This is a genomic window from Ruegeria sp. O5, assembly GCF_056535105.1.
In genome coordinates this window covers 63990-77344 of sequence record NZ_JBQERN010000012.1, presented here as the reverse complement: position 1 = coordinate 77344, position 13355 = coordinate 63990, and the positions used below count along the sequence as shown (strand labels likewise).

The window sequence follows — 13355 nt, the reverse complement described above, 5'->3', positions numbered from 1 at the left end:
GAACAGCCACGCGGCGCGTCGCACAAGTCAGAAAGACACCAATGCCCGCAGATATTGTGGGGTGAACATGGGCGAAAATCGCCCGAAGGCAAAAGGATAAAAGCTATGTCCAGCATTCTGACAAACAATGGCGCGATGGTTGCGCTGCAAACTCTCAAGTCGGTCAACAAGAACCTGGCAATGACCCAGAACGCGATTTCGACCGGTAAGGACGTCGCGACAGCCAAGGACAACTCGGCGGTTTGGGCGATCTCGAAAGTGATGGAGTCCGACGTCAAGGGCTTTAACGCGATCAAAGACAGCCTCGCGCTGGGCGAATCGACTGTTGCAGTTGCGCGAAATGCGTCTGAAACTGTCACCGACCTGTTGACCCAGATGAAAAGCAAGATTGTCGCGGCGCAGGAAGACAACGTTGATCGCGGTAAGATCAATGACGATGTGACCGCACTGAAGGATCAGATCGCATCGGTTGTCAGCGCGGCCCAGTTCAACGGTCTGAACCTTGTTGACGGCTCGACCGGCTCTGCATCGATCCTCGCATCGCTGGATCGGGACAACACCGGGGCGGTGACTGCGTCGTCAATCTCGGTCTCGGGGCAGAACCTGTCGACCGGTGGATATGTCACCAAACAGGTTTTCGACGGCTCTACCGGCGCATCGACCGGCAATGACCGCGTGGGGGCAACCATTGACAATGGTGCAACGGCCGCGACGGCGTTGGTGACCGATGAATCCAGCGGTGCTTTCGCGGCCGGAGACAAGGTTGTCGTCGCCATTAACGATCAGGTTGTTTCCTATACCGTTTCCGCGGAAGACGCTGCCGCGACGACGACCGGTGACCTTGTTGCTGTCGGATTGAAATCGAAGATCGAAGAGCTGGGAATTACCGGTCTGACTGTCGATTACGACTCCGGCACTGCGGGTACGTTGTCGGTTACAAACGGCACAGGATCTGACATCTCGTTCTCGGCTCAGTTCGTGAATGCGGGTGCCGGTGGTTTGGGCGCGCTGGCAGGTATTGATGTGTCGACAGGTGCGGGGGCGACCGCTGCGTTGGCGGCTGTCGAATCGCTTATCGACACGTCGATTGATGCCTCGGCCGCCTTTGGCTCGGCGCAGGGTCGTATCGAGACCCAGAAAGAGTTCATTTCGAATCTCTCTGACTCGTTCAAATCCGGTATCGGTGCGCTGGTCGACGCTGACATGGAAGAAACCTCGGCGCGTTTGCAGGCCCTTCAGGTGCAGCAGCAGCTGGCAACACAGTCGCTTTCGATCGCCAACCAGGCGCCGCAGTCGATCCTGTCGCTGTTCCGCTAATACGCAACGCGGTCCGGGGCGCGGTTTTCGCGCCCCGGTCGTGACTATCTGACGACGGCTTTTTGGAAGGATTTCAAGTGACCCCGCAAACCCTCGCTCAATACACCTATGCGCAAGCCGCCGCGCCGACGCGAACGCCCCGTGACACTGAATATGAGGCAATTTCCAGAATTACACGGCGTCTCAAGGCGGCCACGGCGCGCAAGGCAACGGATTTCTCGGCGTTTGTTCAGGCCGTGCACGAGAACCGCCGGTTATGGGGGGTGTTGGCGACAGGTGTCGCGGATTCGGCAAACGCTTTGCCGAACGATATTCGCGCCAGGATTTTCTACCTTGCCGAGTTTACGGAACTGCACAGCAGCCGCATTTTAACGGACGGCGCGTCCATCGAACCATTGCTTGAAATAAACACAGCGATTTTGCGCGGATTGCGCCAGATGAGGGCAACTTGATGAGCGGGCTGGTTTTGAAACTCGCCCCGAAGGAAAGGGTGCTGATCAATGGTGTTGTGATTGAAAACGGCGACCGCCGCGGCCGGTTTTCGATCATGACGCCGCAGGCCAATGTCCTGCGGTTGCGCGATGCGATACATCCGGATGAAGTAAATACTCCGGTGCGCCGTGTCTGCTATGCCGCGCAACTTGTTCTGTCCGGAGACATGGATCCGGCTCGGGCGCGTCAACACCTGTTGCGCAGCGTAGAAGAGCTAAGCCAGGTTTTTACGGATACAGACAGCCGTCGTGTATTGTCCGAGGCGACAGACGCGCTGGTGGCCGAGCAATACTATAAATGCCTCAAGTCACTTCGCTCGCTTCTTCCGCGCGAAGAACGGTTGATGGCCTATCAGCAATGAGCTTTCAACCTGTCATTCCGATTGGCGGAATCGTCGGCTGGCGGTTTCTGCAACGTACTTATCAAGGTCAGTTTCAAAGTTTCTCGTCTTCGGCAGTGAATGAGAGGGAGACGAAGTATTTCCTGGACAACATTGGGGAAGTGAAGACCGCCGAACAGCTGGTTTCTGACCGCAGATTGTTGCAGGTCGCTTTGGGTGCCTTTGGGTTGGAAGGGGATGTGGATAACCGGTTCTTTATCCGGAAAATCCTGGAGGACGGAACACAGGCGGATGACGCTTTGTCCAATCGTTTGGCGGATAAACGGTACCGGGAATTTTCGGATGCTTTCGGGTTTGGTCCGGGAGCTGTTCGAAAAACGGTGCTGGTCACAAATATGGAAGAGATAGCTCAGGCCAGCCTGTCAGCGCGGTTTGAGATCGCGGTCGGACAGTCAGATGAGACGATGCGCATTTCGCTTTATGCCCAGCGCGAGCTGTCTGATCTGGCGAAAAGCGGAAGCAGTAGAGATACGAAATGGTTCGATCTTATGGGATTGCCACCGTTGCGCAAAATGATGGAAACGGCGCTTGGGCTACCGCCATCATTCGCCCAACTGGATATCGACAAGCAATTGGTCGAGTTCAAAAGCCGGCTATTCCGTCTGACTGGATCGGATGATCTGGCACAGTTTTCCGACCAGAAGGCGGTTGAGAAACTGACCGACACCTATCTGACCAGAAGTCAAATCGCGGGTCTTCAGAGTACGATTTCGCCAGCGCAGACCGCTTTGATCTTGCTTGGGGCTGTGTAATCAGAAGACGCGGGCAAAAGCCCGGGTCGCAATCTAGTACCCGACATCCCTCGTTTGACCTGCACAAACCAAAAGTTAACCGTTCAAAATCTCGTCGGCTGTGGTTTGCAATGCGTAGCATATAACGGGTCGAGTCACGTTGTGCAGGTTGACCGCGCCCAATGGTAAGGCGTTGGAACAAGCAGGCTCAATATCTTCGGACACGACTATGCGATGGCCTTCGGTTTTCCCATATTCGCCCAACCGCGCTGCTATGTTGGCCGCTTGTCCAATAACCGTAAAATCAAGTCGTTCACGAGAGCCCACATTGCCATAGGTGACGCGCCCATAAGCCACGCCAATAGAACAGTCGCAATGTATGCCGGTACCTGCTTTGCGCAACTCTCCCAACGTTTCGACGATTTTGATTGCCGAGCGCTGGGCGTTGGCACGGGCCGCGCTTGCGTTTTCATCGGCTGCCGGGAATACCGCCAGAACAGCGTCACCAATGAATTTCAGAACTTCGCCTTCGTTTTCGTGAACGATACCCGAGACGGTTTCAAAGAACTCGTTCAAAACACTGATATATGTGCCCCGCCCCAGTTTCTCTTCGAGGCTTGTCGAGTTGCGGAGGTCACAGAACATGATTGCAGCGTCGATTTCATCCCCGTCACCGCGCCGGATCTCACCCCCCAGCACGCGTGCGCCAGAGCGTTTTCCAACATATGTTTCCAGCAAAACCTGTGCATTCTCGCGTTGCATGAACACTTCGTAAAAGCGTGCGATTACCGAAGAGCATTCGAATACAAGGCCCAGATTCTCGGTGGTGAACCCGTTGGGATGGTCACAGGTCAGGGTCAGAACGTTGGTCCGACCGTCAGAGAAGGGCAACGGCATCGCGACATAGTCGGTGGCACCCTTTGCCCGCAACTCCTCCATGATTGGGAAGCTGTAATGCGGGTTATCGTCGTTCAGTCTTTGCCGTACGCCGCCCAACCCGTTCGAGACATGGCGCAACGGGCTGTTGATGAAAGCCGGGTGATCATAGATTTCGTAGGTCGGGGCGCGGGTCAGAATCTCGTCCTGATCCTTTTCCCAGATATAGTGTTTGCCCGCGATCAGGGGGTGCAAGGACCATGCCAGAATGCTCAGCCGCTGGATGGCGATGCCGTGCTCCAGCATCTTCTCGGCCAATGCCTGGGTAAAGCTTTCGGGCGTGGTCGCGGCGGAAGCACCGCGCATCAGCCAGTCGATCAGTGGTCCGCTGATATTGCCGTCGTCAGGCTCGCGCAGGCGATTGTTGCCCAGGTCAATCCGGGTGTAGGCGCCGGACACAAACCCGATACAGCCCCGGATGTCCGCGCTTTCCGGCAGGGCTTGTTCATAAGCCCAGACGGAATTGGTCAGGGGCCCCGAGGCCAGTTGGATGTCGTGGTAAGTGGCGGTGCCTTTGAACGGGCAGAATGTTTGCAGGTCTGTTTCTTCGCTCAGATCCACACATACATCTGCGCGGGGAACGTAAATCGTTGGCGGCAAACGCGTTTCATACATCACCTTTGCGTTTGTGCTTTCAGCCAGAAGAATGTCGTTCCGGTAAATGGCAATCCTGCCTTCCAGCGGCTCAACTGAGATTCCATATCCATTCATCTGTGGCGCGGCGTGGACGTTCATAAGCGACCTCCTCTGCCTGGGGTTTGTTTAGAATGGGGCTTTCCACCTGACATTCCAAGAGGCTGCAACGGGAATTTACCGGGCGCGAGCGACGCGCCAAAACGTCAGACCATTTGAATGACGTCCTTCTCGATCGACAGCATATACCCCTTCTTGGCAATATTCTTGACCAGCAGTTCGCTGACCATCTGGTTGCCAAGCGCGTCGCGCAACCGCTTGATCCGTGTTGCGCCCGCGGCTTCGTCACAATCGGCGGCATCGCGACCGGAGATCATGGCCTCGATCTGGGCGCCGGACAATACCTCGTCATCCAACCGGGATTCCGCCAGAATCGACAAGGTTTCCATCGCGGCGGGCGTCAGTTTGAAATCCATGTTGTTAAGGTAGACAGTGTTTTCTTCGCGACTGATCAGCAGCGACGTTACCTGAATGCCGGTACGTTCGATCTGTGCCATGCGCCGGTTCAACAAGACCAGCATCACCAAAAAGACCAGTGCCGAGATCATCATCGCACTGGCAAAAACCAGCAGCACATAGATTACCATCCGGTAACTGGACAGGGTGTCAGCAAAGGCGGTGCCAGACTGGGCCAGAATTTCAAGCAGGCGAATCTCGGTCTGTGACGTCAGATCGGCCTCGACAAACAGCCGCTCGACACGTGCGTTGAACGCATTTGCGTCCGGCAAGGTCCAGAACAGGAAAACGGCAGCGGTGATCAGAATGACGACAATGGCCGCGATGCCCAGCACAACCAGACGGACACCCGACCGGCGTGCATCAGAAACGGAGATAGAATTGTCCGGCATTGCCTTTCCTCTGATCCAACCCTTCCGGCCCGAAAACGGACTGCACTTCAAGCAAGGTCCAACCTGACGCGTTCAGGCGCTGGGCGATATCTGCCCGGGCCTGCCCCTTGTCGCAACTTGTGACCTGCATGACGCCGTAATGCAAACGCAGCGGGTTGTCCTTCTTGGCTTTGTAGTCCGCATAACAATCTGCCGCTGTCGCAGCAGAACCAAGCGATAACAGGGCCGCAAAGGTCAGAGAAGAGAGGATCTGTTTCATAGGCCGCATCCTGCGCATGAGTTGCCGCGATATTCAATAACCCAAGGGGTTTGCTGCCCCTGATATCCGATAACACCGGGCCGTTATTGCTTGTCTTGGGCAGGTGCCCCCACTTTCAGGGCAATCAGCACGCGGTCCGTCATACGGTCGCACGAACATCCGAAAGGACAGGCATCATGCATAAGAAATTCATCGCTTTGATCATTGCGACCGCGGTTGCGATTACCGGTGTGTCGGCTTCTCAGGCGAAGGCGGCCGACGCAAAGGACATTCTTGGGGGGCTGGCGGCCATCGCTATTATCGGTGCCGGCGTTCATTACTATAACAAGGAAAAGAAAAAGGATCGGGCGACGCGTCAACAGACCTATACCCATACACCACATGTGACGCAGCCGGTGCGTCCGTTGCCGCCGCATGTGGCGCGTTACGACCTGCCCCAGCGCTGCCTGCGCACCTATGATGGGTATTCGCAGGACCATCCGCTGCTTGGGCCGAAATGCCTCGAGAAACATTACAAACATGCCAATAGCCTGCCGCAAGAGTGCAAGGTCGGTTTCTGGAATGGCAAAAAGGTCAGGCGGGCCTATGAACCTGCATGCCTGCGCCAGAAGGGATACCGCGTCGTTTATCAGTAGTTCGGGTTGAGCAGGAACGGCGCCAAAGAAGTGCCGTGAGAGAGAGGGTGGTGTGCGCCGCCCTCTCTTTTCTTCTTGCGGTGCTACGCGAAACGCGGTTTGCCAAGGGCATGACAATGCCAAACTTCGAACTTGAGCAGGCGCTGCTGGACATGGGCCACATCCGTATCGCCGGTGTGGATGAGGTCGGGCGCGGCCCATTGGCCGGGCCGGTTGTGGCTGCCGCCGTGATTCTGAACCCGAAGCACTTTCCTGACGGGTTGAATGACTCAAAAAAGCTGACCGCAAAACGCCGGGCCGTGCTGGACGCCGAGATTCGGGACACTGCTGAGTTCGCGGTGGCCGAAGCCTCTGTCGCCGAAATTGATGAGGTCAATATCCTGAGGGCGTCGCACTTGGCGATGATGCGCGCGGTGGAGGCGTTGACCCCGGCACCTGATTTCCTGTTGATCGATGGCAACCTGATTCCGCAGGGTCTGAGATTTCCGTCACAGGCCGTTGTGAAGGGCGATGCACGATCGGTGTCGATCGCGGCTGCTTCGATCCTGGCGAAAAACTGGCGCGATCAGGTGATGGTGGATTTAGCGCAACAGCATCCGGGTTATGGGTGGGAAACCAACGCAGGCTATCCGTCAAAACAACACAAGGAAGCGCTGCGAAATCTTGGCGTGACCCCACACCATAGGCGTTCGTTCAAACCGGTGCACAATATCTTGTATCAAGAGTAAATCGTAAGCTGCTGATTCAAAAAAGAATTTGACGGCGAATCGACTTTGACTCATCCTTGTCTCAACCAAATGAGCGCAAAAGCGCCGTGGACACTTGAGGCAGTGATATGACAACAACCACCAAAAAGGGCGCAAGAGCGCTCCCTTTAAACACGATTCTATCCGGGGACTGCATCGATGTGATGAACAGTCTGCCCGAGGCGTCAGTGGATCTGATTTTTGCGGACCCGCCGTATAACCTGCAATTGAAAGGTCAGTTGCATCGTCCGGATAATTCCCAGGTCGATGCGGTGGATGATCACTGGGATCAGTTCGCAAGCTTCGGGGCGTATGACCAGTTTACGCGCGAATGGCTGAAGGCGGCGCATCGTCTGCTGAAACCCAATGGTGCGATCTGGGTGATCGGGTCTTATCACAACATTTTCCGCGTGGGGTCAGCGCTGCAGGACGCCGGATACTGGATTCTGAACGACGTTGTGTGGCGTAAGTCGAACCCGATGCCGAATTTCCGCGGCAAACGGTTCACCAATGCGCATGAGACGATGATCTGGGCGTCCAAGCGCGAAGGCGCGAAATACACCTTCAACTATGAGGCGCTGAAAGCCCTGAACGAGGGTGTGCAAATGCGCAGCGACTGGGTGCTGCCGATCTGCACCGGGCATGAGCGGCTCAAGGATGAAAACGGCGACAAGGCGCATCCGACGCAAAAACCGGAATCGCTGTTGCACCGCGTGCTGGTCGGCTCGACCAACCCTGGCGATGTGGTGCTGGATCCGTTCTTTGGCACCGGCACCACCGGGGCCGTCGCCAAGATGCTGGGGCGCGAGTTCATTGGTATCGAGCGAGAGGAAAGCTATCGCAAGGTGGCTGAAAAACGCATCGCCAAGGTCCGCAAGTTTGATCGCGAAGCTCTGGAAGTCAGTGCCAGCAAACGTGCCGAGCCACGCGTGCCATTCGGCCAACTGGTCGAACGCGGGATGTTGCGCCCGGGTGAAGAGCTTTATTCCATGAACCAGCGCCACAAGGCAAAGGTGCGTGCGGATGGAACGCTGGTGGGTGACAATGTCAAAGGGTCAATCCATCAGGTCGGCGCGCATCTGGAAAACGCCCCGTCCTGCAACGGCTGGACATACTGGTGCTTCAAGCGGGACGGCAAGACCGTACCGATTGACATCTTGCGGCAACAGATCCGCGCAGAGATGCACAACTGAATTCACGAACACCGCCGGTGCCTGTGGCCTGACACATGGCACTATGCCTTGCCCCGCCGATCAACCGGCGGGGTCTTTTGTTTTGCCTTCAACAGTGATTGCATAAGGCTGCCTAGCCTCCGCAAGAAAGACCACGGCCATGACCGAGACGACCGCACAGCCCCGCCGAAGCCTGTTTTTCACCCAGCCCGATGCGTTTGATCTGGACAACAAATATACCGAGGCCGCGTTGGAACGGCACAAGCGCGAGGGTCTGGAATTGGCTGTGCGTGCGCGATGGGTGGCGATGGCGCTGACTGCGGTGCTGCTGGTTTTTCTGAACCCGCAATGGGAGGTGCTTTGGTATCACTTCATTCTGCTGCTGATCTGCGGCAACGGGTGGTTGATCCGCCGTGCAGGTCGTGTCGGGCAATCGCGGGGCGAGTTGTTTTTGATTTTCGTCGACCTGCTGATCATGACACTTGGGATGATCGTACCCAATCCCTTCAGCGATGATGTCAGGCCATTGGCCATGCAATACCGGTTCGACAACTTTCAGTACTTCTTCATCATTCTGGCGGCAGGCACATTGGCCTATTCCTGGCGGACCGTGATCGCCATCGGGACCTGGACGGCGATGATGTGGACGATCGGGTGGATCGTTGCCTGGTGGGTCGCAACGCCCATTCCCGGGATCAGCGAAAAAGTTGCGACCGCTTTGCAAGACTACCCGGATGTTGCCGAGCTTCTGGATCCGAACAGTTTCATGGCGCCTCAGCGCATCCAGCAGGCAATCGTGTTCATGATGGTGGCCGTGACTTTGGGCCTTTCGATGCAACGGCTGAACCGGCTATTGATGAGCAATGCAGGGCTGGAACGGGAACGGGCCAACCTGTCACGCTATTTCTCGCCCAACGTGGTAGAGGAGCTGAGCCAGAATGACGAGCCGCTGAAACAGGTCCGAAAAGAGAATGTGGCCGTTCTGTTCATCGACATCGTCGGATTCACGAAATACGCCGCCGGTCGTGACCCCTATGATGTGATCGAAGTGCTGCGGGGCTTTCACGCCCGCATGGAAACCGAGGTTTTTCGTCACCACGGGACCCTGGACAAGTATCTGGGGGATGGGCTGATGGCGACCTTTGGCACCCCGGTGCCCACGCCGTTGGACGCAAGCAACGCGCTGGGATGTGCACGCGCGATGGTCAGCGTGATCGACCGATGGAATCTGGACCGCCGCCGGGCGGGAGAGCCTGAAATCCGCGTCGGGATTGGGGTGCACTATGGCTCGGTCGTGCTGGGCGACATTGGTGCGAACCGGCTTGAATTCGCGGTCATCGGGAATGCCGTCAACGTCGCGGCCAAGCTCGAGGCGCTGACGCGTGATTTACAGGCGCGTATCGTGGTCAGCGATGCCGTGCGCGCGCGGATTGCAGAGGAAAACCAGTCTGCGCCTGTCGCCATGACTGGTTTTGCAGAGCTTACCGATCAATCTGTGCGCGGCGTGGAAACACCGATGGATATCTGGGTGATGAAAGGCTGAAGACCTTACACCTCGCCAGAACAGTACCCAAAGCGCCGAGCCTGATGGGCCGGGCGGTGCATCGGTTACGCATCAGGTGCGGGGTTCAGGGCCTTGTTATAGGCGTGCCAATCGGTGATCTCGGGGTAGTACTGACGCCGCCAATCCCGGACCCGTGGGTTCATGACCCGTCGCCACAGCGGTGGGATCATCGCAGCCACAGTCATGACGGGATAGCCATAGGGCAGTTGCGGTGCCGTTTCGGGCGTGTGGTGTTGAAGCAGCGGGAACCGGCGGTTTGGTTTGTAATGGTGATCCGAATGGCGTTGCAGATTGATCAGCAACCAGTTTGAAGCTTTCTGCGAGGCATTCCAGGAATGTCGGGGCAGGACGTGCTCATACCGCCCGTCGCCCAGATGTTTCCGAGTCAACCCGTAATGTTCAACGTAGTTGACCAGTTCCAGCTGCCAGATCGCGACACCGGCCTGCAACAGAAACAGGGCCAGACCGGACCATCCTCCGACCAGCGCCGCCAGTGCCAGCATTCCCCCTTGCAACGCCCAATACCGCCAGAACGGGTTGGAGCGGTCGGTCCAGGGGCGGTCCTTGCGGGCCAGTTTTCCGCGTTCGGCGTTGAAGGCCGAGACCAGGCTTTGCCGCAACACCCTAGGGTAAAAGCGGTGAAACCCTTCGTTGTATCGCGCCGTCACCGGATCGCGTGGCGTGCCCACATGACGGTGATGGACCAGCAGATGCTCGGACCGGAAATGAGAATAGAGCACCATGGCAAGAAGGATATCGCCCAGCCAGCGTTCCCAACGGCTTTTCTGATGCATCAGCTCGTGGCTGTAATTGATACCGACCGTACCCGTGATAACACCCATGCCAAAGAACAGGCCGATTTTCTCAGGCGTCGAAAGCTGACTGCCGTGGCTCGCGTACCAGATCAGGCCAAACAGGGTAAGGAACTGAAGGGGTGCCCAAAGCTTGGTCAGCAGGATATACCGTTGAAGAGCATCGTCTGGCGTCTCAGGGTCCGCATTTCCCACGTTGAGCCCGGTGATCCGGTCCAGCACGGCAAAGACCCACCAGGTCGAGATCGGGATCAGCAGAACCCACCATCCGCCCGCGAAAGCAGTGAACCAGATCAGTGGGATCAACAGCAGGGACACCCAGAAGGGTGATGCCGATTGCCAGCGTGCCAACGAGACTGTTGCGCTCATCTCTGGTGCTCCTACTAGATGGGGACAGCCTAGCCGCGAGGCCAGGGAATGCACAGCGGTCTTATTGTCCTTTCCACAGATCATAGGCTTTGCGCATCACCGTGGGCAGGTCGCTGGGTTTGAAGCTGTGCTTTCCCACTGCGATCAGATGATCGGGAACATACTGACCGGTGGTTTCTGCGGTCCAGATTCTTAAAATCAGATGAAAATGCGTAAAAGTGTGGCGCACCTCGCCCGGCACCATCTTCCAATCTGCCGCAAGCGGGGGGTGCTCGCCCGGATCGTCAGCCCACTCCGATCCGGGCCAGCCCAGCATTCCGCCCAGCAAACCTTTGTCCGGTCGGCGCTCCAGCAGCAAGGCCCCATCTGGCATGCGCGCGATGTAAACGTGACCGTGACGGGTGGGTTTGGGCTTTTTCGGTGTTTTTCGGGGAAGATCAGCCTGTGTTCCCGCAAGCCGCGCTTGGCATGGATCGCGCAGCGGGCAAATGCCACATGCCGGGGATTTCGGTGTGCAGATCGTGGCCCCCAGATCCATGACTGCCTGTGCGTAGTCACCGGGCCGAGAAGAGGGTGTCAGCGCTGAAGCTTTTTCCTTCAGCAGGGGTTTCGAGCCGGGCAGCGGCGCATCAATGTCGTAAAATCGGGCCATGACGCGTTCGACATTGCCATCCAGAACCGTTTCAGGCTGATCAAAGGCGATGGCCGAGATTGCCGCAGCTGTATAAGGGCCGATTCCGGGTAATTTCAGCAGCGCATCATAAGTTTCGGGGAACTGACCATTGTGATCCCGCGTCACAACGCGGGCGCACTTCAAGAGGTTGCGCGCACGTGCGTAATACCCAAGGCCGGCCCATTCCCCCATGACCTGCTCATCCGGTGCGGCGGCCAGCGCCTGAACCGTAGGCCAACGTGTCACGAAGCGCAAAAAGTAATCCCGCACCGCTGCTACAGTCGTCTGTTGCAACATCACTTCGGATAACCAGACCCTGTAAGGGTCAGGGCGCACCCCGGCGGCGCGCTCTGCCGGTCCTGTGCGCCATGGCATGGCGCGAGCGTTGTGGTCATACCACTCCAGAAGCGCAGCGCTGACGGTGAATTCAAAGGAATCACGCAAGTTTTATTCGTCTCCCTGTCAGGTTTCGCTGGCACCCGGTGTTCTGCCTATTACAATAGCGGCGCAGGAGTTGGAAACCAGATGCAACGCAGACGTTCGTCAACCCGCGGGTTCAAGCGCACCGCGTCTTTGCTGAATGACCAGATCAGGCGCGCCGGGGAAAGCCGGGGCTTTGCTGTGTCACGTCTGTTGACCCATTGGGCCGAGATCGTGGGTCAGGATACCGCCGCTATCGCGCGCCCAGTCAGTGTCGGCTATGGCAAAGGCGGTTTTGGCGCGACCCTGACCGTTCTGACCACAGGCCCGCAGGCCCCGATGCTGGAAATGCAGAAGGAACAGCTGCGTGGTAAAGTGAACGCGGTTTACGGTTACAATGCCATTAGCCGTGTCCGCATTACTCAGACCGCTCCGACCGGATTTGCCGAGGGGCAGGCCAGTTTCGACCATAAACCGAAGCAAGCAAAACCCGAGATTGCACCTGAAATTGCAGCCGAGGCAGACAAAGTGTCACGCAGTGTAAATGATGAAGATTTGCGCGCGGCCCTTGAACGTCTTGGGCGCAACGTTTTATCCAAACAGAAACGCTGAGAAAGGGCTGAGAATGAGCCGTATTGCAACCGTAATCTGTGCGGCCGTCGCCGTGGCCGCAGGCGGCTATTGGGTGTCGCTGTCAAATTCCAACACAAGTTTTCCGCTGGTCAGCGCCGCCGAGGCGCAAGAGGCGGACCTGGATACATCCACCATCATTGACATGGTTCAGGGCGCCGAGGGCGCGCCTGTCGAAATCATCGAATACGCATCCTACACCTGCCCGCATTGCGCGAATTTCCACAAGAGCGCGTATAAACAGCTCAAGAAGGATTTCATTGATACTGGTAAGGTCAAGTTCACCTATCGTGAGGTCTATTTTGATCGCTATGGTCTGTGGGCGTCAATGGTGGCCCGCTGCGCCGGTCCCGAGAAATTCTTTGGCATCACTGATCTGATTTACGAAGGTCAGGCAGAATGGACGCGCGCAGGAGGCCCGGCCGAGATCGTCGATGAACTGCGCAAGATCGGTCGTCTGGCAGGTATCGATGGCGACCAACTTGAGACCTGTTTGCAGGATGGCACCAAAGCGCGGACATTGGCCGCGTGGTATCAGGAAAACGCCGAACGCGATGGAATTCAGGCAACCCCGTCCTTCATCGTGAACGGCAAGAAAGTCGACAATCAGTCCTACGCGGATTTCAAAAAGCTGATCGAAGCTGAGCTCGGCAGCTGA

General features: G+C 57.1%; 15 protein-coding genes. 10 read left to right on the top strand and 5 right to left on the bottom strand.

The features are described 5' to 3' along the window. The first annotated feature begins 105 nt into the window (after positions 1-105). The 4 genes from ACR0M3_RS14840 (at position 106) to ACR0M3_RS14825 (ending at position 2961) form a co-directional block, all read left to right on the top strand. Complete coding sequence (locus ACR0M3_RS14840) at positions 106-1317, top strand: flagellin N-terminal helical domain-containing protein (RefSeq protein ID WP_209505009.1); 1212 nt, start codon at positions 106-108, stop codon at positions 1315-1317. Between the two features lie 77 nt (positions 1318-1394). Next, a complete protein-coding gene (gene flaF, locus ACR0M3_RS14835) occupies positions 1395-1769 on the top strand; it encodes a flagellar biosynthesis regulator FlaF (protein ID WP_480900475.1) in 375 nt (124 codons plus the stop codon). Then, a complete protein-coding gene (gene flbT / locus ACR0M3_RS14830) occupies positions 1769-2170 on the top strand; it encodes a flagellar biosynthesis repressor FlbT (protein WP_267366588.1) in 402 nt (133 codons plus the stop codon). Before flaF ends, flbT begins: the two co-directional genes overlap by 1 nt. Then, positions 2167-2961 (top strand): DUF1217 domain-containing protein, encoded by a 795-nt coding sequence (locus tag ACR0M3_RS14825; protein WP_480488569.1) that lies wholly within the window; start codon positions 2167-2169, stop codon positions 2959-2961. The genes flbT and ACR0M3_RS14825 overlap by 4 nt, the downstream gene beginning before the upstream one ends. 75 nt (positions 2962-3036) lie before the next feature. Here ACR0M3_RS14825 and ACR0M3_RS14820 read toward each other — a convergent pair whose 3' ends face one another. From ACR0M3_RS14820 to ACR0M3_RS14810, 3 genes are all read right to left on the bottom strand, one after another. Beyond that, positions 3037-4611: a DUF427 domain-containing protein gene (locus ACR0M3_RS14820; protein ID WP_480488571.1), complete on the bottom strand. Its 1575-nt coding sequence runs from the start codon at positions 4609-4611 to the stop codon at positions 3037-3039. A 104-nt stretch (positions 4612-4715) separates the two neighbouring features. Then, positions 4716-5417, bottom strand: coding sequence for a winged helix-turn-helix domain-containing protein (locus ACR0M3_RS14815; RefSeq protein WP_267365085.1), 702 nt, complete (start codon positions 5415-5417; stop codon positions 4716-4718). Next, a complete protein-coding gene (locus ACR0M3_RS14810) occupies positions 5389-5676 on the bottom strand; it encodes a hypothetical protein (protein WP_480774108.1) in 288 nt (95 codons plus the stop codon). The genes ACR0M3_RS14815 and ACR0M3_RS14810 overlap by 29 nt, the downstream gene beginning before the upstream one ends. A 176-nt stretch (positions 5677-5852) precedes the next feature. Here ACR0M3_RS14810 and ACR0M3_RS14805 point away from each other — a divergent pair, with 176 nt between their 5' ends. The 4 genes from ACR0M3_RS14805 to ACR0M3_RS14790 all read left to right on the top strand — a co-directional run bounded on the left by ACR0M3_RS14805 (position 5853) and on the right by ACR0M3_RS14790 (position 9772). Then, on the top strand, positions 5853-6311 hold the full coding sequence (locus tag ACR0M3_RS14805) for a hypothetical protein (protein WP_480488575.1): 459 nt from the start codon (positions 5853-5855) through the stop codon (positions 6309-6311). Between the two features lie 110 nt (positions 6312-6421). After that, on the top strand, positions 6422-7039 hold the full coding sequence (locus ACR0M3_RS14800; RefSeq protein WP_480506604.1) for a ribonuclease HII: 618 nt from the start codon (positions 6422-6424) through the stop codon (positions 7037-7039). A gap of 107 nt (positions 7040-7146) precedes the next feature. Beyond that, the gene (locus ACR0M3_RS14795; RefSeq protein ID WP_480484129.1) at positions 7147-8250 is read left to right on the top strand and encodes a DNA methyltransferase; all 1104 of its coding nucleotides are present in this window, start codon (positions 7147-7149) and stop codon (positions 8248-8250) included. Positions 8251-8389: 139 nt separating this feature from the next. Next, positions 8390-9772, top strand: a complete 1383-nt coding sequence (locus tag ACR0M3_RS14790; protein WP_480506438.1) for an adenylate/guanylate cyclase domain-containing protein — start codon at positions 8390-8392, stop codon at positions 9770-9772. Between the two features lie 65 nt (positions 9773-9837). Here the strand turns inward: ACR0M3_RS14790 and ACR0M3_RS14785 are convergent, their stop codons facing one another. Then, the gene (locus tag ACR0M3_RS14785; protein ID WP_480833086.1) at positions 9838-10974 is read right to left on the bottom strand and encodes an alkane 1-monooxygenase; all 1137 of its coding nucleotides are present in this window, start codon (positions 10972-10974) and stop codon (positions 9838-9840) included. Positions 10975-11035: 61 nt separating this feature from the next. Then, positions 11036-12091 (bottom strand): A/G-specific adenine glycosylase, encoded by a 1056-nt coding sequence (mutY, locus tag ACR0M3_RS14780; protein ID WP_480484126.1) that lies wholly within the window; start codon positions 12089-12091, stop codon positions 11036-11038. A gap of 81 nt (positions 12092-12172) precedes the next feature. Between mutY and ACR0M3_RS14775 the strand changes: the two genes are divergently transcribed. After that, entirely contained in the window at positions 12173-12679 is a 507-nt protein-coding gene (locus tag ACR0M3_RS14775; RefSeq protein WP_480484125.1) for a DUF721 domain-containing protein, read from the top strand. A gap of 13 nt (positions 12680-12692) precedes the next feature. After that, complete coding sequence (locus ACR0M3_RS14770; protein ID WP_480774104.1) at positions 12693-13355, top strand: DsbA family protein; 663 nt, start codon at positions 12693-12695, stop codon at positions 13353-13355.

Excerpts from the sequence above, each read along its gene's own strand:
- ACR0M3_RS14840 (WP_209505009.1), top strand. The coding sequence starts at position 106 with ATGTCCAGCATTCTGACAAACAATGGCGCGATGGTTGCGCTGCAAACT.
- flbT (WP_267366588.1), top strand. The coding sequence starts at position 1,769 with ATGAGCGGGCTGGTTTTGAAACTCGCCCCGAAGGAAAGGGTGCTGATC.
- ACR0M3_RS14825 (WP_480488569.1), top strand. The coding sequence starts at position 2,167 with ATGAGCTTTCAACCTGTCATTCCGATTGGCGGAATCGTCGGCTGGCGG.
- ACR0M3_RS14820 (WP_480488571.1), bottom strand. The coding sequence starts at position 4,611 with ATGAACGTCCACGCCGCGCCACAGATGAATGGATATGGAATCTCAGTT.
- ACR0M3_RS14815 (WP_267365085.1), bottom strand. The coding sequence starts at position 5,417 with ATGCCGGACAATTCTATCTCCGTTTCTGATGCACGCCGGTCGGGTGTC.
- ACR0M3_RS14810 (WP_480774108.1), bottom strand. The coding sequence starts at position 5,676 with ATGAAACAGATCCTCTCTTCTCTGACCTTTGCGGCCCTGTTATCGCTT.
- ACR0M3_RS14805 (WP_480488575.1), top strand. The coding sequence starts at position 5,853 with ATGCATAAGAAATTCATCGCTTTGATCATTGCGACCGCGGTTGCGATT.
- ACR0M3_RS14800 (WP_480506604.1), top strand. The coding sequence starts at position 6,422 with ATGACAATGCCAAACTTCGAACTTGAGCAGGCGCTGCTGGACATGGGC.
- ACR0M3_RS14795 (WP_480484129.1), top strand. The coding sequence starts at position 7,147 with ATGACAACAACCACCAAAAAGGGCGCAAGAGCGCTCCCTTTAAACACG.
- ACR0M3_RS14790 (WP_480506438.1), top strand. The coding sequence starts at position 8,390 with ATGACCGAGACGACCGCACAGCCCCGCCGAAGCCTGTTTTTCACCCAG.
- ACR0M3_RS14785 (WP_480833086.1), bottom strand. The coding sequence starts at position 10,974 with ATGAGCGCAACAGTCTCGTTGGCACGCTGGCAATCGGCATCACCCTTC.
- ACR0M3_RS14775 (WP_480484125.1), top strand. The coding sequence starts at position 12,173 with ATGCAACGCAGACGTTCGTCAACCCGCGGGTTCAAGCGCACCGCGTCT.
- ACR0M3_RS14770 (WP_480774104.1), top strand. The coding sequence starts at position 12,693 with ATGAGCCGTATTGCAACCGTAATCTGTGCGGCCGTCGCCGTGGCCGCA.